This window comes from Streptomyces camponoticapitis (assembly GCF_014646115.1).
Lineage (GTDB): Bacteria > Actinomycetota > Actinomycetes > Streptomycetales > Streptomycetaceae > Streptomyces > Streptomyces camponoticapitis.
Map to the genome: position 1 here is coordinate 79406 of NZ_BMMV01000007.1, position 25877 is coordinate 105282.

Annotated in this window: 19 protein-coding genes and 1 riboswitch; of the genes, 8 read left to right on the forward strand and 11 right to left on the reverse strand. The window is 71.4% G+C overall.

The window, feature by feature from the left end; translation table 11 throughout:
* Positions 1-273 precede the first annotated feature (273 nt).
* On the forward strand, positions 274-1881 hold the full coding sequence (locus IEY79_RS12875) for a M23 family metallopeptidase (RefSeq protein ID WP_189107571.1): 1608 nt from the start codon (positions 274-276) through the stop codon (positions 1879-1881).
* A 76-nt stretch (positions 1882-1957) separates the two neighbouring features.
* On the opposite strand, the gene IEY79_RS12880 is transcribed toward IEY79_RS12875, so the two are convergent.
* A complete protein-coding gene (locus IEY79_RS12880; RefSeq protein WP_189107572.1) occupies positions 1958-4501 on the reverse strand; it encodes an ATP-dependent DNA helicase in 2544 nt (847 codons plus the stop codon).
* A 191-nt stretch (positions 4502-4692) separates the two neighbouring features.
* Positions 4693-4853: riboswitch (cyclic di-AMP (ydaO/yuaA leader) on the forward strand.
* On the opposite strand from IEY79_RS12880, the gene IEY79_RS12885 reads away from it, so the two are divergent.
* The 4 genes from IEY79_RS12885 to IEY79_RS12900 all read left to right on the forward strand — a co-directional run bounded on the left by IEY79_RS12885 (position 4852) and on the right by IEY79_RS12900 (position 9032).
* Positions 4852-6030 (forward strand): C40 family peptidase, encoded by a 1179-nt coding sequence (locus IEY79_RS12885; protein WP_189107573.1) that lies wholly within the window; start codon positions 4852-4854, stop codon positions 6028-6030. It overlaps the preceding riboswitch by 2 nt.
* A gap of 129 nt (positions 6031-6159) precedes the next feature.
* On the forward strand, positions 6160-7272 hold the full coding sequence (locus tag IEY79_RS12890; protein ID WP_189107574.1) for a hypothetical protein: 1113 nt from the start codon (positions 6160-6162) through the stop codon (positions 7270-7272).
* 230 nt (positions 7273-7502) lie between these two features.
* Entirely contained in the window at positions 7503-8555 is a 1053-nt protein-coding gene (locus tag IEY79_RS12895; RefSeq protein WP_189107575.1) for a C40 family peptidase, read from the forward strand.
* 72 nt (positions 8556-8627) lie between these two features.
* The gene (locus IEY79_RS12900; protein WP_189107576.1) at positions 8628-9032 is read left to right on the forward strand and encodes a hypothetical protein; all 405 of its coding nucleotides are present in this window, start codon (positions 8628-8630) and stop codon (positions 9030-9032) included.
* A gap of 11 nt (positions 9033-9043) precedes the next feature.
* On the opposite strand, the gene IEY79_RS12905 is transcribed toward IEY79_RS12900, so the two are convergent.
* Together IEY79_RS12905 and IEY79_RS12910 are read right to left on the reverse strand one after the other, a co-directional pair.
* A complete protein-coding gene (locus IEY79_RS12905) occupies positions 9044-9757 on the reverse strand; it encodes a LuxR C-terminal-related transcriptional regulator (protein WP_189107577.1) in 714 nt (237 codons plus the stop codon).
* Positions 9754-11148, reverse strand: coding sequence for an ATP-binding protein (locus IEY79_RS12910; RefSeq protein ID WP_189107578.1), 1395 nt, complete (start codon positions 11146-11148; stop codon positions 9754-9756). Before IEY79_RS12910 ends, IEY79_RS12905 begins: the two co-directional genes overlap by 4 nt.
* 166 nt (positions 11149-11314) lie before the next feature.
* On the opposite strand from IEY79_RS12910, the gene IEY79_RS12915 reads away from it, so the two are divergent.
* Positions 11315-12619 (forward strand): PspC domain-containing protein, encoded by a 1305-nt coding sequence (locus tag IEY79_RS12915; RefSeq protein WP_189107579.1) that lies wholly within the window; start codon positions 11315-11317, stop codon positions 12617-12619.
* A gap of 156 nt (positions 12620-12775) precedes the next feature.
* Here IEY79_RS12915 and IEY79_RS12920 read toward each other — a convergent pair whose 3' ends face one another.
* The 5 genes from IEY79_RS12920 to guaA form a co-directional block, all read right to left on the reverse strand.
* Positions 12776-13294: a DoxX family protein gene (locus IEY79_RS12920; protein ID WP_189107580.1), complete on the reverse strand. Its 519-nt coding sequence runs from the start codon at positions 13292-13294 to the stop codon at positions 12776-12778.
* 215 nt (positions 13295-13509) lie between these two features.
* On the reverse strand, positions 13510-14775 hold the full coding sequence (locus IEY79_RS12925; RefSeq protein WP_189107581.1) for a hypothetical protein: 1266 nt from the start codon (positions 14773-14775) through the stop codon (positions 13510-13512).
* 94 nt (positions 14776-14869) lie between these two features.
* Complete coding sequence (locus IEY79_RS12930) at positions 14870-15628, reverse strand: SAM-dependent methyltransferase (protein WP_189107582.1); 759 nt, start codon at positions 15626-15628, stop codon at positions 14870-14872.
* Positions 15629-15680: 52 nt separating this feature from the next.
* On the reverse strand, positions 15681-16271 hold the full coding sequence (locus IEY79_RS12935) for a Uma2 family endonuclease (protein WP_189107583.1): 591 nt from the start codon (positions 16269-16271) through the stop codon (positions 15681-15683).
* Positions 16272-16385: 114 nt separating this feature from the next.
* A complete protein-coding gene (guaA, locus tag IEY79_RS12940) occupies positions 16386-17966 on the reverse strand; it encodes a glutamine-hydrolyzing GMP synthase (protein ID WP_189107584.1) in 1581 nt (526 codons plus the stop codon).
* Positions 17967-18277: 311 nt separating this feature from the next.
* Here guaA and IEY79_RS12945 point away from each other — a divergent pair, with 311 nt between their 5' ends.
* Together IEY79_RS12945 and IEY79_RS12950 are read left to right on the forward strand one after the other, a co-directional pair.
* Entirely contained in the window at positions 18278-18559 is a 282-nt protein-coding gene (locus IEY79_RS12945; RefSeq protein ID WP_189107585.1) for a chorismate mutase, read from the forward strand.
* 701 nt (positions 18560-19260) lie between these two features.
* The gene (locus IEY79_RS12950) at positions 19261-20355 is read left to right on the forward strand and encodes an LPXTG cell wall anchor domain-containing protein (RefSeq protein ID WP_189107586.1); all 1095 of its coding nucleotides are present in this window, start codon (positions 19261-19263) and stop codon (positions 20353-20355) included.
* A gap of 100 nt (positions 20356-20455) precedes the next feature.
* Here the strand turns inward: IEY79_RS12950 and IEY79_RS12955 are convergent, their stop codons facing one another.
* From IEY79_RS12955 to IEY79_RS12965, 3 genes are all read right to left on the reverse strand, one after another.
* The gene (locus tag IEY79_RS12955) at positions 20456-22318 is read right to left on the reverse strand and encodes a GMC family oxidoreductase N-terminal domain-containing protein (protein WP_189107587.1); all 1863 of its coding nucleotides are present in this window, start codon (positions 22316-22318) and stop codon (positions 20456-20458) included.
* An 18-nt stretch (positions 22319-22336) separates the two neighbouring features.
* A complete protein-coding gene (locus tag IEY79_RS12960; RefSeq protein ID WP_189107588.1) occupies positions 22337-23941 on the reverse strand; it encodes a succinic semialdehyde dehydrogenase in 1605 nt (534 codons plus the stop codon).
* 168 nt (positions 23942-24109) lie between these two features.
* Positions 24110-25828, reverse strand: coding sequence for a serine/threonine-protein kinase (locus tag IEY79_RS12965; protein ID WP_189107589.1), 1719 nt, complete (start codon positions 25826-25828; stop codon positions 24110-24112).
* Positions 25829-25877 lie beyond the last annotated feature (49 nt).

Genomic DNA, 25877 nt, shown 5'->3' on the forward strand with positions numbered 1-25877 from the left:
ACTGGTTGCGGCCAGAGTCGATTCGATGTCGCTTCGACACCTCACCGAGACTCTTGAAATCGAACGAATATCGAACGTACGGCCAAAGGTGTGCCCACAGTCCGCCGAAAGACGGCCGAATGCCCGTTTCCCGAGCGCCCGGAAGCCGCCGAAGATTGTCGCCGTCGCATACCGCCGGGTACAGTCGCGGCCACTGCTTTCCCTTCTGGGTCCCTCCGTTCGTCAAGGCGGCCCCAGGAACCTGGTCCTGCTGCCGAGGCGAGAGAGAAGTTGGTGAACGACCAGCACCCCCACGCCGGATATGCCACTCACGACGGCTACTCCTCAGGCAGTTTCGACAGTGACCCGCTCTTCGGGGCGCTTCCGGGCACGAGCCCGGTGGGCACGGTCACTTACGACGCGGATCAGAGCGGCCAGTACGACTCGGCCCAGTGGAACGCGGGTTACGACCCCTACGCGACGCACGCGCCGCAGGCACCCCAGGTTCAGTACGAGGCGTACGACGCGTACGCCGCACAGCCCCAGCAGCCTCAACAGCCCCAGCAGTCGTACGACGCGACTGGTCAGTGGGACGCGAACGCCTGGAACGAGGCGAACCAGGCGGCGAGTTACGGCTACGACCAGACCGGTCAGGGCGTCCAGGCCGACCAGTGGGCGGCGCCCGTCGCCGACACCGGCGCCTACGACGCGACCGCCTGGAACTCGGGCGCGCCCGCCGCGGGGCCTGACGTACCTCTCCAGGCCGAGGCCCCGTACTACGGCGACAACGCGACGTACGAGTCCTACGAGTCGGCGCCGTACGAGCCCGCCGGCTACGAACCGGCGGCGTACGAGCCCGAGACCGAGCACCAGCACGAAACCGACTACGCGCAGGCGGAGTTCGCGCCGACCGAGTTCGCGCGGTCCGAGTACGAGACGCCGGAGTACGAGCAGTCCACGTACGAGGCGTCGGCCTACGGTGACCAGCACGAGTACGACGCGCCAGGTCCGGAGCCTGAACAGGTGTCGGAATCGGAGCTGGAGCTCGATTCGGACTACTCCGAGCACTCCGAGCACGCGGACCATCTCGTCGGGGCCGCCGCCACCGTCACCGCGGCGACCATCACCCCGCGCCCCGTCCGCCGGTCGGCCGGAGGCAGTCGCGGCAGGCGCCGTACACCGGCGAAGCGTTCGGCTCTGCTGACCGTCGCCGTCCCCTCCGCCTGTGTGATGGGTGTCGCCGGTATCGCCGCCGCTTCGGTCGGCGGACTCGGCGCCGCCGACGAGACCAAGGACGACTCGACGACGCTCACCGCGTCGGACGCGGCAGCGGTCAAGCCCGCCGCGGTGAACAACAAGCTCGACACCCAACTCGCCGCTCTCAACGCCGACGCACGTGACTTCGGGGACCGCGCCAGCCGCACCCAGGAGCGCATCGACCTCAAGGAGCGGCAGGCGGCGGAGAAGAAGAAGCGCGACGCGCTGGCCGCCGCCCGCGAGGCCGCCCGCCCCAAGTTCGCGATTCCCGTGGCGAATCACGCCCTCAGCGCGTACTACGGCCAGGCCGGCGTCAACTGGATGTCCATGCACACGGGCATCGACTTCCCCGTCGCGTACGGCACACCGGTGATGGCGGCGACGGACGGCACCGTCCGTACGCAGTGGAACAGCGCCTACGGCAACATGGCGATCGTGACGGCCGCCGACGGCACCGAGACCTGGTACTGCCACCTCAGCAGCACGAAGATCCGTTCCGGCTCGGTCAAGGCCGGTGACGAGATCGCGTACTCCGGGAACTCGGGCAACTCCACCGGTCCGCACCTGCACTTCGAGGTACGGCCCGGCGGCGGCGCGGCGATCGACCCGCTCCCCTGGCTCCGGGGCCACGGCCTCAACATCTGACCACCGGCCGCCAGCCGGACCTCTTCATTCCGCCCGCCCGCGCGGTCGCCCGCTCGCGGGTCCGCGCGTCCGCGCGTTACAGCTTGTCGACGGGCGCGTACCGCAGCAGCAGCCGCTTCGGCTTGGAGTCGCCGAAGTCGATCGTGGCCTGCGCGTCGGCGCCCGATCCCGTCACCGTGACGACCGTCCCGAGCCCGAACTGGTCGTGGGTGACCCTGTCCCCCACCGCGAGCGAGATGACCGGCTTCTCCGTCGCGCGCCGCGTGGCGAAGCCCGCCGGGCCCGACCGGGCGCGGGAGGTGGACAGCGAGGACGTGATCCCCGAGGTAGGGCCGGCCGGGGCGGACATCGGACCGGTGCGCTTCCACTCCAGATGCTCGCCCGGGATCTCCTCCAGGAAGCGCGACGGCGGATTGTACGAGGGCTGGCCCCACGCGCTGCGCATCGAGGACCGGGTCAGATAGAGCCGCTCCCGGGCGCGTGTGATGCCGACGTACGCCAGCCTGCGCTCCTCCTCCAGCTCCTTCGCCTGACCGAGCGCGCGCATGTGCGGGAAGACGCCGTCCTCCAGGCCCGTCAGGAAGACGACCGGGAATTCGAGCCCCTTCGCCGTGTGCAGCGTCATCAGCGTGATGACACCGGAGCCTTCCTCGTCCTCGTCGGGGATCTGGTCGGAGTCGGCGACGAGCGCCACCCGCTCCAGGAACTCGGCGAGCGTGCCGGACGTCGTCGCGGCGGGCGCGTCCGGAGCGGGTGTATCTACGGCAGACTCATCCGCGGCAGGAGCGTCGGGAGCGGGTGCGTCGGCGGCGGGCGCCGTCGCGTCCGTCGCCCCCGCCGCCTGGGCCCGCTCCTGCTCGAACTCCAGGGCCACGGCGGCCAGTTCCTGCAAGTTCTCGATCCGCGTCTCGTCCTGCGGGTCGGTCGACGCCTGCAACTCCGCGAGATAGCCGGTCCGTTCGAGCACGGCCTCCAGGACCGTCGCCGGACCGGCGCCCGACTCGACGACCGTACGCAACTCCTCCATCAGCGTGTTGAAGCGCTTCACCGCGTTCGACGAACGGGCCGCCATGCCGTACGCCTCGTCGACCCGGCGCAGTGCCTGCGCGAAGGAGATCCTCTCCCGCACCGAGAGCGCGTCGATCATCGCCTCGGCGCGGTCGCCGATGCCGCGCTTGGGCACGTTGAGAATCCGTCGCAGCGGGACGCTGTCCTCGGGGTTGGCGAGCACCCGCAGATAGGCCAGCACATCGCGGACCTCCTTGCGCTCGTAGAAGCGCACGCCGCCGACGACCTTGTACGGGAGGCCGACGCGGATGAAGATCTCCTCGAAGACACGTGACTGCGCGTTCGTCCGGTAGAAGACGGCGACGTCGCCCGCCTTGGCCTCGGACGCGTCCGTCATGCGGTCGATCTCGTCGGCGACGAACTGCGCCTCGTCATGCTCGGTGTCCGCCACATACCCCGTGATCAGGGCGCCCGCTCCGGCGTTCGTCCAGAGATTCTTGGGCCGCCGGCTCTCGTTGCGCTCGATGACCGCGTTGGCCGCGCTGAGGATCGTCTGCGTGGAGCGGTAGTTCTGCTCCAGCAGGATCGTCGTCGCGTCCGGGTAGTCCTCCTCGAACTGGAGGATGTTACGGATCGTGGCGCCGCGGAACGCGTAGATGGACTGGTCCGCGTCACCGACGACGCACAGCTCCGCCGGGTCGTGTCCCTCGCCCGAGGGGCCGACCAGCTCACGTACCAGGGTGTACTGCGCGTGGTTGGTGTCCTGGTACTCATCCACCAGGACATGGCGGAAGCGGCGGCGGTAGTGCTCGGCGACGTCGGGGAACGCCTGGAGCAGATGGACCGTCGTCATGATGATGTCGTCGAAGTCCAGGGCGTTGGCCTCACGCAGCCGCGCCTGGTACATCCGGTACGCCTCGGCCAGCGTCTTCTCGAACGGGTCACTGGCCTGACCGACGAAGGTCTCCTCGTCGATCAGCTCGTTCTTCAGATTCGAGATCTTGGCGCTGAAGGACTTCGGGGGGTGCCGCTTGGGGTCGAGGTCGAGATCGCGGCAGACCAGGGCCATGAGCCGCTTGGAGTCGGCCGCGTCGTAGATCGAGAACGACGACGTGAAGCCGAGCCGCTTCGACTCACGGCGCAGAATCCGCACACAGGCGCTGTGGAACGTCATCACCCACATGGCGGCGGCACGCGGGCCGACGAGCTGCTCGACGCGCTCCTTCATCTCGCCGGCGGCCTTGTTGGTGAACGTGATCGCCAGTATTTCGCCGGGATGCACCCGGCGGGTCCCCAGCAGGTGCGCGATCCGGTGGGTCAGCACCCTGGTCTTGCCCGAGCCCGCGCCGGCCACGATGAGCAGCGGCGATCCGGTGTGCACGACGGCGGCGCGCTGCTCCTCGTTCAGCCCTTCGAGCAGCGCGGCCGGGTCCACGACGGTGCGCGGGGCGCCGTCGCGATGGTGCGGATCCCTGGGCGGGGGCACGTCGAACTTCCCTCCGAAGAGATCGTCGGGCACCTGTTCCGGAGCGGTGTCCTCGGGCGGCGGCGGGGGCTCCTCGGCCGAGGGCTGGAGGTCCGCCAGGAAGCTGTCGTCAAAGAGGCTGCTCATCGCTTCCTGAGTCTAGAGTGCCGCACTGACAGCGGACCGCCACCTGCCTCACGGGGGCGCCGACGGGCGTTTATGCGAAAGGTCACGAAAACGTATCGGGCATATCGGCCATCAACCTTCACAGCAGCACCACGGATTGGCTAGCGTGCTCGCCGAGACGTTCCGTACTCCATCGGTGATCAGCGCCGAGCGGACGGCCTCCGCCGAATCCGGGCTTCCGCGAAGGAAGTTCGGAACCGGGGACCCACACGTTCCACCGGGGTGAATCGGGCCGTCTTCCCAGGCCCGTAGGGCAGCCTTCCGTTCCGCCCGAACCCGACAGCTAACCCGGTAGGCGGTCCACGGAAGGAATGCCGACCTTGGCATCGCATCGCAAAGCGCGCACTCGTACCGGAATACGCGCGAACACCCCCGCCGTCGGTTTCACGACCGCCGCCCTCGCCTCGGTCACCCTGCTCTCGACGCAGAGCGCCACCGCCGCGCCGGCCGACCCCAAGCCCTCCGTGGAAGAGGTGCAGAAGAAGGTCGACGACCTGTACCGGCAGGCAGGTACGGCGACGCAGCAGTACAACAAGGCGAAGGAAGCGACCGACACCCAGCGCAAGTCGGTCGACCGGGTCCTGGACGAGGTCGCCAAGAGCGCCGACAAGGTGAACGAGGCGCGGCGCGCCCTCGGTACGTATGCCGCGGCGCAGTACCGCGCGGGCGCCGTCGGTCCCACGGCCGCCCTGATGTTCGCCGACAGCCCCGAGTCGTACTTCGAGCAGACCCAGCTGATGGACCGGCTGACCGAGCGCCAGCAGGGCGCCGTCGAGGACTTCCAGAAGGAGCAGCGGTCCGCGGCCGAGCAGCGCACGGAGGCGACGAAGAGCCTGGAGACGCTGACGGAGTCGCAGGCCTCGCTCAAGGCGGGCAAGCAGAAGGTCCAGAACAAGCTCGCGGCGGCGCGGTCGCTGCTCTCCGAGCTGACGGCCGAGGAGAAGGCGCGGCTCGCCGCCCTGGAGCGGGAGAAGGAGCAGGAGGCCCGCCGCAAGGCCGAGGCGAAGGCCAAGGAGGAGGCCGCCGAGCGCGAGCGCCAGGAGGAGGCTCGCAAGGAGCGGCAGCCCGCGACCGGCGACACGGGCACGGGCACCGGTGCGGGAACCGGCACCGGCTCGGGCGCCACGGACGGTACGTACGCGGCCAAGGCCGAGAAGGTCCTCGCCTTCGCCCGCGCCCAGATCGGCAAGCCGTACGTGTGGGGCGCCACCGGCCCCAGCTCGTACGACTGCTCGGGGCTGACGGCCGCGGCCTGGAAGGAGGCGGGCGTGCAGCTGCCCCGTACGACCTGGGACCAGGTGAAGGTCGGCAAGCGCGTCGCCACGGCGGACCTGCTCCCCGGCGACCTGGTGTTCTTCTACGACGACATCAGTCATGTCGGCATCTACAAGGGCGACGGCAAGATGATCCACGCGCCGAAGCCGGGCGCGAACGTCCGCGAGGAGTCGATCTACTACATGCCGATCTACGGCAGCGTGCGCCCGGCCTGAGCCCGCTTCCCGGGGCGGCCGCCCCGCCAGGACTTTCTGGGAATCCCCGTGCGATCATGCGACAGATGTCCCTGGGGAGGGGCCTTCGCGGTGGTCCAGACACCGCGGAGGTGAAAGAAGGAGTCCGGCGTGAACGCGGGTGGGGATCAGGGCGGTTCGTCGGTGTCCGACGAGGAGTGGGAGCGGTTCCTGCGGGAGTCCGCGCAGGGCGTGCCCGACGCGCCCAAGGAGGCGTCCGCACGCGCCCGGATGGTGACACAGCGGCTGCGGGAGGAGCCCGCGCCCCCGCAGGGATGGCGTACGCACCAGCCGCCCCGTAGGCCGCGGCGGCCGAAGGTCCGGTACGTCGTGGGGCTGCTGGCCTCGGTCGCGCTGCTGGCCGTGGCGCTGGATCCGGGGCGGGTCACCGGGTGGTTCGGCGACGACGGGGCCGGAGGCGGAGGCCCGCTCGCCGCGGAGTCGCGGCGCCCGGACCAGGCACCGCCCATGGAGCCGGCCCGGCTGCCCACGCTCGACGAACCGTTCAAGGGGTCGCCCGCGGTGCGCTGGGAGAGCGGGACGGCCGGGATCACGGTGCCCGTGGCCAGAGCGACCGGGTGGATGACCAAGGCGCAGGTGGAGGACGCGCTCGACAAGAGCCGTGACTTCCTCGCCGCTTCCAGTCTGGATCCGGCGGTGCTGCGGGGCGCGCACCCGGCCGAGGCGATCGCGCTGATCAGCCCGCACCAGAAGGACGTCCAGGACTTCCTGGCGACCGCGTTCCGCGCGCCGAGCGAGCAGAACGACCCGCTGATGCTCTTCAGCCGGTTCGACGAGGCGCACACCCGCGTCGTCGGGGATGTCGTCAAGACGCGGGGGCGGATCAGCTACCGGGAGGGTGGGCGCGGCGCCCTCCAGGTGACCGCCGATGTCACGTACGTCTACCCGGTCACGCGGGCGGCGGACGGCGGCGGTGACGAGGTCGCGCGCACGATCGTGCGCCGCGAGACGGTGCTGAGCTGGGACGATCCCTCCAAGGTGATCACCGAGCGGGGGACCTTCTCGCTCGTTTCCTACAAGGTCCACATCACCAACGGCGGCTGCGGCGCCCCCACCGGCTACCTCGTCCCCAGGTACGCCGACGAACGGAGTCCCGCCGGGGCGGACGGCGGACCGGGGGTCGACCCGTACGACCGCAGCACGTCGGTGACCGAGCAGACGGAGCGCGCGGACGGGGAGTGCGGGACGGCGACGCGGTCGTAGCCGGACGAGACCCGCGTCGGTGGCCGGTGAGCGGCCGTTGTCGCGGGATCGGTCATGTCCTGCCGGGAAGTGACCCGCGGGGCGTAAGGGAAGCGGGCACATTCCGCCGGTGATCTTCCACCTGCGGGCAATAGCGGCCATGGCGGCGCGCGTCCGTGACCCGCGCGCCTAGCGTCCTCTCCCGTACGGGCCATCCGGGCCCGCGTGGAACAGAGGATGTGGACGCCCCCGTGGCAGCGCACCGCCGACCCCGATTCAGCGTCAGGCCGTTCAGCGGGCCGTACGGCCGTACGGCGGCCACTCTCGCCCTCGCGGGGGCGGCGACCGCCACCGGTCTTGAGGCGCCCGCACACGCCGAACCCCAGCTCACCTCGGCCCAGGTGAAGGCGAAGGTCGACAAGCTCTACCACGAGGCGGAGGTCGCCACCGAGAAGTACAACGGCGCCAAGGAGAAGGCGGCGGACGCGAGCGCCTCGCTGGAGAAACTGCGTGACGAGGCCGTACGCCGCACGGCACGGCTCAACGTCTCGCGCAACGCGCTCGGTTCGATCGCCTCCGCGCAGTACCGCGCGGGCGGCCTCGACCTCGCCGTACAACTCGCCCTCAGCTCGGACCCCGACGCATACCTGCGCGGGGCCGCGATCGCCGAACGCGCGGGCTTCCAGCAGGCCCAGGCCGTGGGCAGGATGCGCGCACAACTCGGTGATCTCGGCCGCTTACACAAGAAGGCCGACAGGAAGGCCGACGAACTGGGGAGCCGCCAGGCCGACCTGGCCACACACAAGTCGACGGTCAAGAAGAAGCTCGCGGACGCCGAGAAGCTGCTCGCCCGGCTCACCGCCGCCGAACGCGCCCGGTACGCCGGGAGCACCGGTTCGGCCGATCCACGCGCCGACCGCGCCCAGAGCCGCGCGGGTGCCCTGCCGGCGCCCAACGGCCGCGCGGCCGCCGCGATCGCCTACGCGCGCGGGGCGCTCGGCAAGCCGTACGTGTGGGGCGCCACCGGGCCCGACGGGTTCGACTGCTCCGGGCTGACGCAGGCCGCCTGGCGCGCCGCCGGAGTCTCCCTCCCGCGCACCACGTACACCCAGATCAACGCGGGCCGAAAGATCGCCCGCTCCCAGCTCGCCCCCGGTGACCTGGTCTTCTTCTACTCCGGGATCTCGCACGTCGGGCTCTATGTCGGCGGCGGGCAGATGATCCACGCGCCCCGGCCGGGAGCCGGGGTACGGATGGCCCCGATCGACCAGATGCCGTTCGCGGGCGCCACCCGCCCCGCCTAGCGCCCCCCCCCGGAGGCCCACCCGGCCCAGGCCCGGGTGCCGCGTCGCCCCCGCCGCACGACGATGAACGCCATGAGACACACGCGGGTCCGCGCGGGCGTTCTCCCCCTCGGCCTCACCCTCGGCTCGCTGCTCGTCCTCGCCCCGGTCGGCGTCACTCCCGCGGGCTGCGGCGACCTCACCGGCGGCCGGCTCTGTGTGGCCGGCCCGGTGGGCGGCAAGGGCGCGTTCACGACGCGTTACGTACGGCACGGCACCGGCGCGCACACCCGCCCCCCGTCCGCCTTCCGGCTCGGGTACCAGCGCAGGGACGCACGGGTCACCGCGTTCCCCGGCTGGTTCGGCACCCTCCGTACGGAGGACCGCTCGGCCGCGCTGACGGGCAGGCTCGACACGGCACGCGGCGAGTGCGTCCGGGGCCTGCTCCAGTACGCGGGCCGGGACTACGTCACCGAGTGGCTCTGCTCGCGCGGCTGACGGACAGCGGCTCAGACCAGCCTGCGTGCCGTCGCCCACCGCGTGAGTTCGTGCCGGTTGGAGAGCTGGAGCTTGCGCAGCACCGCCGAGACGTGCGACTCGACCGTCTTCACCGAGATGAAGAGCTGCTTCGCGATCTCCTTGTACGCGTAGCCGCGCGCGATCAGCCGGAGCACCTCGCGCTCGCGCTGGGTGAGGCGGTCCATGTCCTCGTCCACCGGCGGCGCGTCCGTCGACGCGAACGCGTCGAGCACGAAGCCCGCCAGCCGTGGCGAGAAGACGGCGTCGCCGTCCTGGACGCGGAAGATCGAGTCCACCAGATCCGTGCCGGTGATCGTCTTGGTGACATAGCCGCGCGCGCCGCCGCGGATCACGCCGATGACGTCCTCCGCCGCGTCGGAGACCGAGAGCGCCAGGAAGCGCACCGGGTCCTCGGCCGCCGCCATCAGCGGGGCACAGCGGCGCAGGACCTCCACGCCGCCGCCGCCGGGCAGGTGGACGTCGAGGAGGACGACCTCGGGGCGGGTCGCCGTGATGACCGTGACGGCCTGGTCGACGTCGGCGGCCTCGCCGACGACCTCCACGCCCGTCGTCGCCGTCTGCCCGATCTCGGCCTGTACGCCGGTGCGGAACATCCGGTGGTCGTCGACCAGCACCACGCGTACCCGCCTGGTCCCGGCCTCTCCCCCGCCGCCGTCACCGCTCGTCCCGCTGATACCGGTCATGCGTCCGCCGCCCTCTCCATCTCAAGCTCCACTTCCGTACCCCCGTCGGGCGCCGAACGCACCCTCGCCGTACCGCCGTTGCGTTCCATCCGGCCGAAGATCGACTCCCGCACGCCCATCCGGTCGTCCGGCACCGAGTCCGGATCGAACCCGGGTCCGCGGTCCCGTACGGAGATGAAGACCGTGCGGCCCTCGACCTCCGCGAAGACCTGCACAGCGCCTCCGCCACCGTACTTGGCGGCGTTGACCATCGCCTCGCGTGCTGCCTGCATCTGTGCGGTCAGTTTCTCGTCGAGCGGGCAGTCCCCGACCACGACGACCTCGATCGGTACGCCGTGGTAGTCCTCGACCTCGGCGGCGGTCGCCTTCACGGCCTCGGCGAGGGTGTCCGGTTCGTTCTCCTCGTCCTTGCCGGTGCCCTCCGGCTTGTAGAGCCAGGCGCGCAACTCCCGCTCCTGCGCGCGGGCCAGGCGGCGGACCTCGCCGCCGTCGTCCGCGTTGCGCTGGATCAGCGTGAGAGTGTGCAGGACGGAGTCGTGCACGTGCGCGGCGACCTCGGCGCGCTCCTGGGCGCGGATACGCATCAGGCGCTCGTCGGACAGGTCCTGTGTCATCCGTACCAGCCAGGGGCCCGCGAGCAGCGCGACTCCGGCCACGACGGCGATGGCCGCCGTCAGGACGTTGCCGAGCTGGGCGGCCGAGCCGCGTACGACCATGAAGACGGTCAGGCCCATGCCGACCAGGGCCACGCCCGCGAGCCCGCGCGCCAGTTGGAAGACCCTGCGGCGCCTGCTGTCCGTGGAGAGCGACGCCCACTGCGCGCGGCGCGCGTTGTCCGCCTGGCGCCACACCAGGACAACACCGGCGCCGATGAGCAGCGTCGGCCAGATGTAGTGGCCCGCGCCGCCGCGGCCGAGATCCGCGCTCCCGACGAAGACGGATCCGACGACGAACAGCGCGATGATCGCGAAGGTCTGTCCGGTGTCGGGCTTCCGGAGCCTTCGCCGACCCTCGCCCGTCGTCTCTATGAGCGGGCGCGAGGCGGTGGGCATGCCGCCGAAGCCGAGCGGGACGACGATCCAGAAGATGGCGTACAGCATCGCGCCGAGCCCCTGGGCCAGGAACAGGCCGAGGAAGACCAGCCGTACCCAGCCGACCGGCAGCCCCAGATGCCCCGCGAGGCCGCGTGCGACGCCGCCCAGCAGTCTGCCGTCGGCGCTGCGGTAGAGCTTGCGCAGCGGCTGCTCGTCGGCCCCTGGGGCCGTCCCCGACGCCCGGCCGCGGCTCCGGGACGCGCCCGACGGTCCCGAAGGCGACCCCGCGGCAGGCCCCGTGGCCGATGACGACGACGAGGATGACGACGGGGGCGGGGTGGGCGTGGCGACCGGCATGCCATTGATGGTCACACGGACGGGTGCACCGTGGCATCAGGGCTGCGCCCTGAGAGCGGCCCCGAGAACGACCCTGACACCGGCCGGCCGGCCGCCGCCGAATATCAGGGACCGTCCAGGGTCGGGACGGGTGGAGACCGGGCGGACGGAAGGTCACCATGGTCGTATGACTCAGTCCGTGCCGCACACCTCGACGCAGCCGCCGCAGCCTGGGCCCCCTCAGCTGGTGCGCGCGCCGCGGCAGAAGGTCGTCGCGGGCGTCTGCGGCGGGCTGGGGCGCTACTGCGACCTCGACCCCGTCATCTTCCGGATCGTCGTCGTCGTACTCACGCTGACCGGTGGCATCGGCCTCATCTTCTACGGCTTCGCCTGGCTGCTGGTGCCGGTCGACGGCGAGGACGAGAACGAGCTGCGCCGTCTGCTCTCGGGCCGTGTGGACGGCGCGTCCCTGATCGCCGTGCTCCTCGCGCTCGTGGGCTGCGGCCTGTTCCTGTCGATGCTCAACAACGGCGGCACCCTCGGCTTCGCCACGATGCTGTCGATCGCCACGATCGGCGCTGCGGTCTGGTCGCAGCGGCGCAGCGCCACCCTCCAGGAGGGCGGCCCGCTCGACCCGGGTACGGCGGCGGCCGTGGCCGAGGCCCCCCCGGAGACGAAGGCCCCGCCGACCCCCGGCAGTCCGTCGTGGTGGCGCGACCCGATCGTCAAGGACGGCACGACGGGGCCGACGTCGCCGCCCGACTATCTGTGGGGCCCCGACGACGAGGCGGACGCGGCCCCGTCGGACCGGGGGAAGGGGAAGCGGAAGGGGTCAGGGTCCTCGTGCGGGCGCAAGGGCCGCCCGCGCGGCATCGGCGGCCTCGTCTTCCTGCTGGCGATGGCCGCGGGCGGCCTCGGCCTCGGACTGTCGTGGGAGGAGCAGCCGCTCGGTACGAGCCTGCAGATCGCCTTCGCCGCCACGCTCGGGGTTTTCGGTCTCGGCCTCGTCGTGAGCGCCTTCCTGGGGCGTACGGGCTTCGGCACGATCTTCCTCACGATCCTCACGGCCGGGCTGCTCGCGGGCTCGGCGGCCGTCCCGAAGGACATCGGCACGGACTGGGTCCGCACCACATGGCGCCCGGCGACGGTCGCCTCGGTGGCGCCGGCGTACGAACTGGGCACCGGCGTCGGGACGCTCGACCTGACCCGGGTCGACATCGCCGCGGGCAAGACCCTCCGTACGAAGGCGGAGGTCGGCGCGGGGAAGCTGAAGGTCGTCGTGCCGCACGATGTGACGTTGAAGGTGCGCGCGGAGGTGGGGCTGGGCGACCTCCGGCTCCCCGGCGAGCCGCCGAACGACATCGACCTCTCACCGGCCCAGGAACGGACGCGTACCGTGGCCCCGCCCAAGGGTGTGAAGCCCGGGGGCACACTGGACCTCCGGCTCGAAGCCGGTGTCGGACAGGTGGAGGTGACCCGTGCTGCGGCATGAGTTCAAGCCGGGCAAACTGGTGGCCGGCCTCGCCGTGACGGGCGCGGCCACCGTGTTCGCCGGAGACGCGGGGGGCTGGTGGGACACCCCCTGGTATGTGATGGTCCCGATCATCTGCGGCGGCCTCTTCCTGGCCTCCGCCGTGTCGATGGCCGACTACAGCATTCGGCGCCGCCTGTCGGCCAGGGCCGCGTCCAGGGAGAACACCGAGGCGCCGGCGAGCACGAGCGGCAGCCAGGCCATGAGGTAGGCGAGGTCGTTGCCGTAGTAGTACGGGTCCGACTGCCAGCTCACGGTCAGCCACAGGCTCAGGGAGATCAGCGCGCCGCCGAACGCGGCGAGCCGCGCCAGCAGCCCGACGAGCGTGCCGAGGCCGACGGCGAGTTCGCCGATGGCTATCGCGTAGCCGAAGCCCTCGGGGTTCTTGAGGGAGAGGTCGACGAGCGCGGGGATCGCCGAGCTGTCCCGCACGCTCCGCATCAGTTCGCCGACGGAACCGGGCCCGTTCGCCGACATGAAGGCGCTGTCGGTGAGTTTGTCGAGTCCGGCGTAGATGAAGGTCACTCCGAGGAAGATCCTCAGCGGCAGCAGGGCGTACTTCGTCGCCGAGTCCTTCCAGCCCCGCTGCTCACCTCCGACCGTTCCGAAGGTCTCTGTCCGGTATCCGTGCGTCATGGCACGTCCTGCCTTTCCGCTGCCCACGTCGCTCGCAGGGCTCGATTGTCCCTGCGTGCCTCGTGCATGCATACGGATACGACGGACCCGGCGCTCAGCGGCCCGCCCGCTTTGTCGCCGTCCGCCCGCGGTGTACCGGTCCGGACTCGGGGTCTGTCGTCCGGATCAGCCCGGGGGCCCGTCCGGCGGATCTTCCCGGGACCCGAGAAGCCTGCCTAGTCCACGACGTCGATCGGCACCCGGTTCGTCTCGACCCCGGCCGCCGTCACCACCTGGACGTCGAGACGGCCCGGCTCCACGTCGACCGGGACGGGCACGGTGAGCACGGTGTCCGACGGGTTCTGGAAGCCGCCCGGGACCGGGACCAGCGGTACGTGGATGTGCACCGGCCCGATCCGTACGACCATCCTGGCCAGCCGGTCCGGCGTGCCGGCGCCCGGCGGCACGAAGCCCGTCCCCCGGATCTCGATGTCGTCACCGGTGCGGATCGGCGCGTCCAGATCGCCGGCCTCCCTGGCCCGGACCACGGACAGCACCACCGGGCGACCGCCCTCGGCCCACTTCGCGGCGAAGTACGTCGCGGCGGAGACGATCACCAGCAGGGCGAGCGCCCACGGCAGGTCGGGCAGCTGCTCGGGGCGGCGCGCCAGCCGTACCGCCGAGAAGAGCACGGCGACGGCCGTGACCAGCGTGTACTGGACGTCGGCGAAGCTGCCGCGCCCGCCGTCGTCGCAGAGCAGGTCGGCGAGGCGCGGACGCTCGGCCCGTACCTTCTGCAGCCGCCGGTCCCCGACGCGTACGCCCACCACCCGGCGTACGACGACGGCGGTCGCGCACACCACGGTCACCACGGTCAGCATGCCAACGCCACGGGCGAGTTCGAGCCCCGCGATCAGCGCGTCGCGCGCCCGGTTGTCGGAGGCCCCGGCGAGCTGGAGCGCGAGCACCAGCACGGCGAAGACGACGAGCAGCACCCACGCGGAGGCGACGGTGCGGGAGGTCGACAGCCGGTTGTCCTCGCCGATGAGCGGGGCGAGGAGGCCGCCGCGCGTACGGTGCAGCGTGGCGGCGCCGGTGAGCAGCCCGGCCACGACGAGGGAGGCGATCAGCCCCGCCGTACGGGCGCCGGTCCAGCCCGCGCCGATCGCGGTGACGGCCAGCCCCAGCACGAAGACCACGACGGCCCCCCACACCAGGAGCAGCGTGTGCCGCCAGACCGCGTGCAGCCAGGCGTCCCCCGCCTCGCGGCTGCGGTCGGCGACGGCGCGCGCGGACTGGGTGAGTTCGTCGGACACCCACTGCCTGGACGCGCCCGGTGAGTGCGCGAGCGCGGCGGGCAGACCCTGGCCGGCCGCGAACTCCTCACGTTTCGCGACGAACGCCGCGACTGCCCGGCGGTGCCCCTCGGGAGCCCCGCTCGGGCAGTTCCCGCAGGTACAGCCCCCGCCGTGCGTGCCTTGCCCCGTCACTTGCACCGCCACACCGAATGCCGCCTTCCCCGCTCCGCACCCGTCGTTGTCGCTCCGGGTGAACTTCCTTGCTGTGACTGGGAATTGTGCCGTATCCGGGAGGGGGTCAGACGCCGAGGACCAGATACGCGAAGCCCATGTACCCCCGGTAGCCGCCGAGATAGCCCGCCCGGTGCCGGGCCGCGGTGGCCCGGGCGGCGTCGCGCAGGGGGTGATCGGGGTGGTCCAGGGCCCACCGCTCGCCCCAGCCGGCCCGGCCGTTGGACTCGAAGACATCCCATTCGCGCTGGTCGGCGACGGTGGTACGGAGCGGTGCGAAGCCGGCGTCGGCGGCGGCCCGGACCAAGTCGTCGAGCGAGCCGACGAATTCGTCCTCGACGGCGCCGAGTCCCGTCAGCGCGGCGCCGGTCGGCGGGACTGTCCAGAATCCGTCCGCGAACAGCACGTGCCCGCCGGGCTTCACGGTCGCGCGCAGGGCGCGCAGCGCCTCGCGGGTCGAGCCGGGCCAGGCGTGCACGGCGCCGATGCATACCGCCAGGTCGTATCCGGTCCGCGTCCACGCGTCGGCGGAACTCTCGTGGAAGGTGACCCGGCTGTCGAGCCCCCGCTCCCGGGCGAGCCGTCGCCCGCGCCCGACGGCGACGGGATCCTTCTCCACGCCGTCACCGGTGCTGCCGGGAGCACCGTCGACCATCCGCAGCAGCAACTCGCCCCAGCCACAGCCGAGATCGAGCACCTGCCCGCCGTCGGGCAGCGAACAGGCGTCGACCAGTGAGCGGGCGTGTTCGTCGGAGAGGGGTGCGTTCCAGGTCAGGAGGGGGTTGTTGGGGGCGGCGAGGATGGCGTTCAGTTCGTCGTCGGACATGGGGGGAGACGCTCGCACAGACGAGCGGCCGGTGCGAACGAATTGCGGGGGCTCAGAGGTGGTCGACGTCCGCGAGATCGATGTCGATGTCGAACGGGACGGAGAGCTTCAGCCGCTCGTGGAAGATACCGACCAGCGCATACGACTGCGTGACCTCGGCCAGCTCGTAGACCTGGACGACCGGGTGTTCGTCCGCTCCCGCCATCTCCACCAACCAGAAGTTCTTGATGCCCGCGCGCGCGTATTTGTGCGGCTTGGTGTCGCGGTCACGTGACTCGGAGTCCGGCGAAACCACCTCGACGGCGAGCGAGACGTCCGCCGCCTGAAAACGCGTCTGCTGTCGGCTCCCCAGGGCTTCGGCACGTACGACGGAGATATCGGGCTCGGGGGCATTGCGCTCGTCGAGTTGGACGGTCATCTCGCGCCGTACACGCACTTCCGGTGGAGCGGTGCGGCGCAGTCCGGCCATCAGCATGTCGATCACGATGCTGTGGAAATCCCGCTGCGGACTCACGAAAACCAGGCTCCCGTCGATCAGCTCTGTGTGCGGCGGGAGCCCGGGCAGCGTCAGCAGATCGTCCACGGTGTAACCGTCCTGCGGCGGCACCGGCCACGAGGTGGTGCGCAGCGGCTCAGCGGTCATGGTTCCTCCCATGGACGGGATTCCGGTCCGTGCGGCAAGCCTACCCAGGGCATATGGCGATGCCGCCGCCCAAACGAGTGAGCGACGGCATCGGCGTTGACCTGGGAGGAGCGGTCACTCCCACTCGATCGTGCCCGGCGGCTTGCTCGTCACGTCCAGGACCACGCGGTTCACGTCCGGCACCTCGTTGGTGATGCGGGTGGAGATCTTCGCCAGTACGTCGTACGGCATCCGCGTCCAGTCCGCCGTCATCGCGTCCTCCGACGAGACCGGGCGCAGCACGATCGGGTGGCCGTACGTGCGGCCGTCGCCCTGCACGCCCACGGACCGGACGTCCGCGAGCAGCACCACCGGGCACTGCCAGATGTCGCGGTCGAGACCGGCCGCCGTCAGCTCCTCGCGGGCGATGGCGTCCGCCTCGCGCAGCAGGTCGAGGCGCTCGCGCGTGATGTCTCCGACGATACGGATGCCGAGACCCGGCCCGGGGAAGGGCTGGCGGTGGACGATCTCGTCCGGCAGGCCCAGCTCCTGGCCGACCATCCGGACCTCGTCCTTGAAGAGCTGGCGCAGCGGCTCGATGAGGGAGAACTCCAGGTCCTCGGGGAGTCCGCCCACGTTGTGGTGCGACTTGATGTTGGCCGTGCCGCTGCCGCCGCCCGACTCGACCACGTCCGGGTAGAGCGTGCCCTGGACGAGGAATTCGACCGGCTCGCCGGGCTCGGCCTCGGCGATGATCTCCGCCTGCGCCTGCTCGAAGACCCGGATGAACTCGCGGCCGATGATCTTCCGCTTCTGCTCGGGGTCGGAGACCCCGGCCAGCGCGGCCAGGAAGCGCTCCTGTGCGTCGACGACCTTCAGCTGCACACCGGTCGCGGCGACGAAGTCCTTCTCGACCTGCTCGGTCTCGCCCTTGCGCATCAGACCGTGGTCGACGTACACGCAGGTCAGCTGCGAGCCGATGGCCTTCTGCACGAGGGCGGCGGCGACAGCGGAGTCCACTCCGCCGGAGAGACCGCAGATCGCGCGGCTGGAGCCGACCCGCTCGCGGATCGCGGCGACCTGCTCCTCGATGACGTTGCCGGTGGTCCAGGTCGGCTCGATGCCGGCGCCCCGGTAGAGGAAGTGCTCAAGAACCTGCTGGCCGTGCGTGGAGTGCATCACCTCGGGGTGGTGCTGGACCCCGAACAGCTTCTTCTCGTCGTTCTCGAAGGCGGCGACCGGCACCACGTCGGTGGAGGCGGTGACGGTGAAGCCCTCGGGGGCGGCGGAGCAGGCGTCGCCGTGCGACATCCAGACCTGCTGCTCGTCCGGGGTGCCGCCGAAGAGGGTGGAGTCGGCCTGCGAGACGTGCAGTGCGGTACGGCCGTACTCACGCGAGCCGGTGTTGTCGACCGTCCCGCCGAGTGCCGTCGCCATCAGCTGGAAGCCGTAGCACATGCCGAAGACCGGGACCCCGGCCTCGAAGAGGGCGCGGTCCACGGAGGGGGCGCCCTCCGCGTACACGGAGGACGGGCCGCCGGAGAGGATGATCGCCTTGGGGTTCTTGGCCAGCATCTCGGCCACCGGCATCGTCGAGGGGACGATCTCGCTGTAGACCCGGGCCTCGCGGACGCGGCGGGCGATGAGCTGGGCGTACTGCGCGCCGAAGTCGACGACGAGTACGGCGTCGGGGGCGGCGGGGGGTACTGCTGGCACGGGCGCGGCCTTCCGGCGGTGAAGGGGTTCGGTACCCCGATTCTAACGGGGGCCGAACACAGCTTTTCGTCTCAGCATCCGAACCCGCGGGGGGGCTCCCGGCGGCCCTCGGGCATACTGGCTGCCATGCGCGAGCACTCGACCTTCGTCTTTACCTATGGCACCGGCCCGTCCGGCTGCCATGGTCGTGCCGCTTGAGCTGACAAGCGACTTCCCAGGCGCCCCGGGCCGACAAGGCCCGGGGCGTCCTGCGTTGTCCGGGCCGGATGTTCGCCGCTCGGGGTCTCCCCCTTCGTACAGAGGAGCCCTTCATGACCGTCACCGACCGCACCGGAGCCCGTACCGACGAGGCCGCAGGGGTGATCGACGGCGCGCGCGAGCGCATCGACGCGCTGGACGACCGGATCATCGGTCTCGTACAGGAACGGATGGCCGTCTCGGCGGTCATCCAGAACGCCCGCATCGCCTCCGGCGGACGCCGGGTCAACCTCTCCCGCGAGAACGAGATCCTGGGCCGCTTCAGCGACGCGCTCGGCACCCCGGGCACCGCGCTCGCGATGACGCTGCTGGAGCTCTCACGCGGTCGGATCTGAGCGGGTACGGAGGCGGTACGGCCCCAAGTCCCCAGGGCCGTACGGACATGGGTTCGGGCGCATCCTCACCCGTACGGCGCGTGACCGGACCCGCCGGGCCTTCGTTGGTCCCGATGTCCGTGCCAGCCAGGGGCGGGCACGAACAAACCACGCGTGGCTTCGCTGGGGCGTGTGACGTACCGCTGGTGCGTCGTGGGACCTCGTCCCAGCGCGAGTGACCGGTCGGCAGGGGACAGCATGCCCGGTCACCCCAAGAGCGGTCGGCACCGGGGACGCCCGGGGCCGACCGCATACGGATACGGATCCCCCCGTGCCCGGCCGTCCGACCGCTCCTCAAGCCCTTCCGCCTCTTGCGTCACCGCCCACCAGTCCACCGTCCCGAACTCGCGGCGCTCACCCCCCCCAGCGCCGCGATCCGGCACCGCGCGCCGCCCTGACGCCGCGGTGCCGACGACAAGGGCCCCGCAGGCGCCCCTCCGATTCGCTTCGGACCGGGCCCGCGGGGCCCTTGTCGCGCGCGGCCGGACATCGACGCGCGGGATGTGACGGCCGTCACATAAGAATTCTGTGAAGAAGTGGGCAACTATTTGCCCAGGTCACAGGTCCATCATGCGAAACAACGGTCTCCCCTGCCCCACGTCGGAGCGCCCGTAGACTCCGCACCGCCCGTCCCGCGGTGCCCGGACTTCGCTGAGGTCTTCATGAAGCTCCGCCGCGCCATGGCCGTCGCAGCCGCGACCGCCGTCATGGCCCCCGCCGCCTTCCTGGCGGCGCCGGCCGCGTACGCGGCCGATGGTGACACCGGCGCCACCGGCACCACCCAGAACCCGCCCGACGAGAACCCGCCGCCGCCCTCGGACGACGGGGACGAGACCCCGCCCTCGGACGACGAGTCCGAAGTCCCGCCCGCGGACGACCAGAGTCCGCCGTCCGGCGACGACGGAGTGGTGACCCCGCCCGCGGACGAGCAGAGTCCGCCGCCCGGTGACGACGAGGTCGTCACGGCGCCCGGCAAGGCCGAACCCCCGGCGGAGGACGACGAGCCCGCGACCCCGGGCGGCGAGGACGACGACGCGGACGACGGGGACGAGAACGGGGAAGAGGAAGAGCCCACGCCTCCCGACGAGGAGTGCGCGGACGCCGACTTCCACGCCACGCTCTCCGGTCTCCCCAGCGCGATCGTCGCCGGTTCGGGCTGGAAGAAGTTCGATCTGGACCTCGACAACACCAACGGCGAGGAGGCCGTGTCGGTCGACCTCGGCGCCGTCGTTCTCTACAAGAAGGACGCCCATGGCTCCTTCGAGTCCAGCCTGACCTCCACGTACGCGCGGTTCGAGTACTACGACGGCGAGAAGTGGGTCAACGAGCTCTCCGAGGGCGGCTCGATCGCCGGGAGACTCCTCGACGTCGAGGCGGGCGAGACGTACTCGCTCCGGCTCCGTCTCAAGATCGCGGCGAAGGCCCCGGCCGGTTCGGCCGTCGCGATCGCCTTCGCGGTGACCGTCGACAAGGGCAAGTGCGCGCTCGACGAGAAGTGGTACAGCTTCCAGGTCCTGGCCGCCGGCACGGAGCCTGTCGACGTCCCGCCGGCCGAGCCCGAGAAGGGCGAGAGCCCCGCGGACGTCAAGCCGCAGGGCGGGGCGGAGCCACTGCCCGCCGCCGCGAACGGCAGCCTCGCCGAGACCGGCTCCAACTCCCTGCTGCCGGCCGTCGGCACGGCGGCCGGACTCGCCGTCGTCGCGGGCGGCGGCCTGGTGTTCGCGCTCCGTCGCCGGGGCGGTGACGCCGCCGCGTAACCCGCGGCCGGCAGAGCCCGCTGACGCGGGCCGCGAGACCGGAGGCGCTGCACTCGGAGGGGGGTGCAGCGCCTCCTTGCCGCCCGGACGCCCGACGGCGCTACGACGCTCTCTTCGGCGGCACCGTCGGCAGCCCGAGGAACGGCAGCTTCAGCGCCCCGAAGGCCGACGCCGGGACCGCGGGCGACTTCGGCGCGACCGCCTCCTGCCGTACGTACGCCGCCCCCGCCGACTGCTCCGGACGCGGGTCCCTCTCGCCCTTGTTGGGCCAGAACGACATCGCGCGCTCGGCCTGCGCGGTGATGGTGAGCGACGGATTGACGCCGAGGTTCGCGGAGACCGCCGCGCCGTCGACGACCGAGATGCCGGGGTGCCCGTACAGCCGGTGGTACGGGTCGATCACGCCGTGCTCCGCGTCCGCCCCGATCGGGCAGCCGCCGAGGAAGTGCGCGGTGAGCGGAGTGCCCATCAGCTCACCGACGTTCGAGCCGGCGAAGCCGTTGATCTCCTCGGCCAGCATCGTCGCCGTACGCGTGCCCTCCGCGATCTGCTTGGGGTTGGGGGCGCCATGCCCCTGACGGGCCGTCAGCAGTCCTTTGCCGAGGCCACCTTGTCTGCGGTACGTCGTCAGCGAGTTGTCGACGGACTGCATGACCAGACCGATGATGGTCCGCTCCGACCAGTGCCGGTTGGAGAGCGAACGGGCGGCGCGGAGGGGGTGTCTGGCCATGTTGCCGAGCCAGCCGGCTATCCGGCGTCCGTTCTCGCTGTACGGGACCTGGAGGATCGAGAGCGAGCCCATCGCGTTGGAGCCCTTGCCGTAACGGACGGGCTCCACATGGGTGTCGGCGTCGGGATGGAAGGAGGAGGTGATGGCGACACCACGGGTGAAGTCCGCCCCGCCCCGGCCACCGGCGGCGGCTCCGTGCTTCTTCCGGTAGCGCCGGTCGGTGGTCTGCGCGCCCACCAGGGCCTCGGAGTTGGTACGGGTCAGCTCACCGAGCCGGTCGGACAGCCGGGGCAGCCGGCCCCGGTCCTTCATCGTGTGCAGCAGGGTCTGCGTCCCGTACGTCCCCGCCGCGACGACCACATGGCGGGCCCGCAGCACCCGCGGCGCGGACTTACGCCGGTGGGTGGGGACGGTCGCGACGCGATGGCCGCCGGCCGGGTCCTCGGCGATGTCGACGACGGTCGTCATGGGGCGGATGACGGCCCCGGCCTGCTCGGCGAGGTGGAGATAGTTCTCGTTGAGCGTGTTCTTGGCGCCGTGCCGGCAGCCGGTCATGCACTCGCCGCACTGGGAGCACGCCGTCCGGGAGGGGCCCGCGCCGCCGAAGTAGGGATCGCCGACGGACGCGCCCGGCTCGGCCCGCTCCTTTCCGTCGGCGTCCTTGCCGTCGCCGAAGAAGACCCCGACCGGCGCGAGATGGAAGGTGTCGCCCACGCCCATCGCCTGCGCGGTCGCCTTGAGATGGACGTCGGAGGGGGTCATGGTCGGGTTGAGCCGTACGCCGAGCATGCGCTGGGCCTGGTCGTAGTACGGGGCGAGTTCGGCCTGCCAGTCGGTGATGCCGGCCCACTGCTTGTCCTCGAAGAACGCCTTCGGAGGGACGTACAGCGTGTTCGCGTAGTTGAGCGAGCCGCCGCCGACACCGGCGCCCGCCAGGACCATCACATTGCCGAGCAGATGGACCCGCTGGATGCCGAAGAGGCCGAGGGCCGGGGCCCACAGATAGTTCTTGATGTCCCAGGAGTTCTTGGGGAGGGTGCCTGGCGTGAAGCGGCGGCCGGCTTCGAGGACCCCGACGCGGTAACCCTTCTCGGTCAGCCGCAGCGCGGAGACCGCGCCGCCGAAGCCCGACCCGACGACGATGACGTCGTAGTCGTAGCCGTCACCGGTGTCGTCGGCGTCCGCCGGCTCGACCTCGTCCTCCGGGCCCCGGGCACGGGTGTCCCCTGACATCGGCTCTCCTTCTTCGAATCAGCGCAGCCGGAAGGCCTTGAGCGCGCGCAGGCTCCTGGTCATGAACGCCGCGTATTTCTCGTCGTCCATGCCCATCGACGGTGCCATCGGCAGCACGCGCTGCTGCGCGACGGTCTGTACCTCGGTGAATTTGAGAATGCCCTCGGAGCCGTGCCTGCGGCCGAGGCCGGACTCCTTCATGCCGCCCATCGGCGCCCGGACGCTGCCGTACGCCGGGGCGTAACCCTCGTTGATGTTGACGGTGCCGGTGCGCAGCCGGGCGGCGATCGCGTGCCCGCGCCTGCCGTCACGCGTCCAGACGCTCGAATTGAGGCCGTACGGCGTGGAGTTGGCCAGCTCGACGGCCTCGTCCTCGTCGCCGAACCGGTAGATGGAGACGACCGGCCCGAAGGTCTCCTCGGTGCAGACCGACATCGGCGCCTCGACGCCCTCCAGGATGGTGGGCTCGTAGAAGTACGGCCCGATGTCGGGGCGCGCGACGCCGCCCGCGAGGACCGTGGCGCCCTTGGCGACCGCCTCCTCGACATGGCTGGTCACGGTCGTGAGCTGGCGCTCGCTGATGAGGGAGCCCATGTCGGCCCCGTACGCGAGCGCGCTGCCCAGACGCATCGCCTTCGTGCGGGCGACGAACCGCTCGACGAACGCGTCGGCGATCGACTCGTGGACGTACAACCGCTCGATGGAGATGCAGAGTTGGCCGGCGGTGGAGAAGCAGGCGCGCACCGCCCCGGCCGCCGCCTTCTCGACGTCGGCGTCGTGCAGGACCAGCATGGCGTTCTTGCCGCCGAGTTCGAGGGAGGCGCCGACCAGCCGGCTCGCCGCACGCTGGGCGACCTCGCGGCCGGTGCGGGTGGAGCCGGTGAAGGAGATGTAGTCGCCGCGCTCGACGACCTCGGGCCCGATGACCGGTCCCTCGCCGAGCACCACCTGGAACAGCCCGGCCGGCAGCCCGGCCTCCACCAGCAGGTCACGCGCCCACAGTGCGGTGAGCGCGGTCTCGGTGTCGGGCTTCATCACCACGGCGTTGCCCGCGACGAAGGCGGGCAGGGCGTCGCCGACAGAGAGCTCCAGCGGGTAGTTCCAGGGCGCGATCTGGCCGACGACACCGCGCGGCTGACGCTGCTCGGTGACCTTGGTCAGGACGGGTACGGCGCCGGTGTGCCGTCTCGGCCGCAGATACGAGGGGGCCTTGCGCCCGTAGTGGCGGGCGGCGACGGCCACGGCCTGGACCTCCTCGTGCGCGTGCAGCCTCGCCTTGCCGGTCTCCAGCTGGATGAGGTCGAGCACCTCGGCCTGGCGCTCCAGCAGCAGGTCGTGGAAGCGGAGCAGGACGGCGGCGCGCTCGCGTACGGGGGTGGCCGCCCAGACGGGCTGTGCGGCGCGGGCGCGCGCGAAGGCCTCGGCGACGTCCTCGGGGGTGGACTCGGGCAGGTCGGCGAGTTTCTCGCCGGTGGCCGGGGTGTGGTTCGAGGTCTGCCCGGAACCCACGACGCCCCTGATGAGCTGGGCGAGCACTTCGGGAGTGACCACGTTGGCGGCGGTGCGCACGCCGGCGGGCACCGGAACCACGGGATTGGTCGTGGGGGCCTGTGAGTCCGTCATGAGGGCGAGGGTATGCCGCATCCGGACCTTTCGGTACCCGCGGGTAACACCTTTTCACCGGTCGCCGCCCGGCCGTCCGCCGCTCGGACGACGAGCACCCGCCGGCCGGCGGGACGGCCCGCGACGAACGCGCCGGTGATCGCTGGCGGATAAGCCCTGATCAGGCGCTCAGGGCAGGTAGTCGCTGTCGATCACGACATTCTTGACGACGTTCGAGAAGAGTTCCTCGCCGTCCTTCATGGCGTCGCCCTGGGCGGGCATGCTCACGCGCAGCCGCCAGTACACATCCTCCTCGCCGGGGACGACCAGCTCGTGGTAGCGGTGGCGGACCGGCTCCTCGGACGAGTCGGAGTACGACGTGAAGTCGACGACGTTCTCGAAAGCCTTGTCCGAGCCGTCGAACGACGACCGCCGCGTCGAGTACTTCGCTTCCTTCATCTCCGTACCGCTCTCGCCGCCGCCGTAGTAGTGCGCCTCCCAGACTTTCGGCTCGGGCGCCAGTATCTGGTTGTCCGGCCGCTTCTGGACCTGTTCCATCGATATGTGGAAGACCCCGCTCGGATCGGCGAAGCTGACGCGCGTCTCCTCGGTCTGGGGCTCCTGGGAGCGCCGGTAGTCCTTCGGGACGGCGATCTCGGCCTCCAGGATCTCCGCCTCCGGGCGGACCCCCCAGCCCTCCGGCAGCCCCTCGGACGCGAACGGGTTGAAGAAGATCAGCACCAGCGCGAGGACCACCGCGAGCAGCCCGCCGCCGAGGCCGTACTGCGCCGGACGGTTACCGTGCAGGACCGGCGGGAGCCACTTGCTGCCGCCGCCCGGTGCGCCGTTGCCCTCGCCCTGGTAGAGCCTCGTCGCCTCCGGGGAGAGCTGCGGCGGACGCGCCACCGACTCCAGCACCGCGCGCACCTCGGCGGCGGTCGGACGTGCCGCCGGGTCCTTGCGCAGGAGCTGCATCACGACCGTGCCGAAGGCGCCCGACCCGCGGGCCGGTATCTGGGGCTCGGCGGAGAGCACGGCCTGGAGGGTGGCGGGGATGTTCGAGCGGCGGTACGGGGACATCCCCTCGACCGCCGCGTACAGCACGACGCCCAGCGACCAGAGGTCCGACTCGGGGCCGGGGCGCTGCCCGAGCACCCGCTCCGGGGCGATGAACTCCGGTGAGCCGACGAAGGCTCCCGTCTCGGTGAGCCCCTGCTGGCCCTCGACCTGGGCGATGCCGAAGTCACTGAGCACGACGCGGTCGGCGCGCCCGAGCAGGACGTTGTCCGGCTTCACGTCGCGGTGCAGCACACCGGCCTCGTGGGCGGCGTTGAGCGCGTCCAGTACGTCGAGCCCGATCCTGGCCGCCTCGCGCGGGTCGAGCGTTCCCTCCTGAAGACGGTCGGCGAGCGACTGGCCGCGTACCAGCTCCATGACGATCCACGGCTTGGCGTCCTCGACGACCACGTCGTGCATCGTGACGACCGAGGGATGGTCGATCCGCGCGGCGGAGGTCGCCTCGCGCCGCATCCGCCGGTGGACGGTGTCGCGTTCCTGGGCGCTCAGATGCTCGGGCACCCGGGGCTCCTTGACGGCGACGTCGCGGTCCACGACCTCGTCGTGCGCCAGCCAGACCGTGCCCATGCCGCCGTGCCCGAGCCGCGAGACGAGCCGGTAGCGGCCGCCCAGCAGGCGTCCGGCCGACGGGTCGGGCGCGGTGGGGCTCTGGGGGCTCCGCTGCGTCGGCTGGTACGGGGAGTCCTGAGCGCTCTGAGGGGCGGTCTGGGGCGGCACCTGCGGGGGCTGCCCCTGGTGCGGCGGATACGGCTGAGGCGCCTGCGGCTGTGGGTGCGGCGGTCGAAGTCCGTAGCTGGTGGGCTCGTTCGCCCGTCCCCCGTCGTTCGTCATGACCACATCCTTACGGAAAGCACATCTCGATGGCCACCACGGGGTGGCA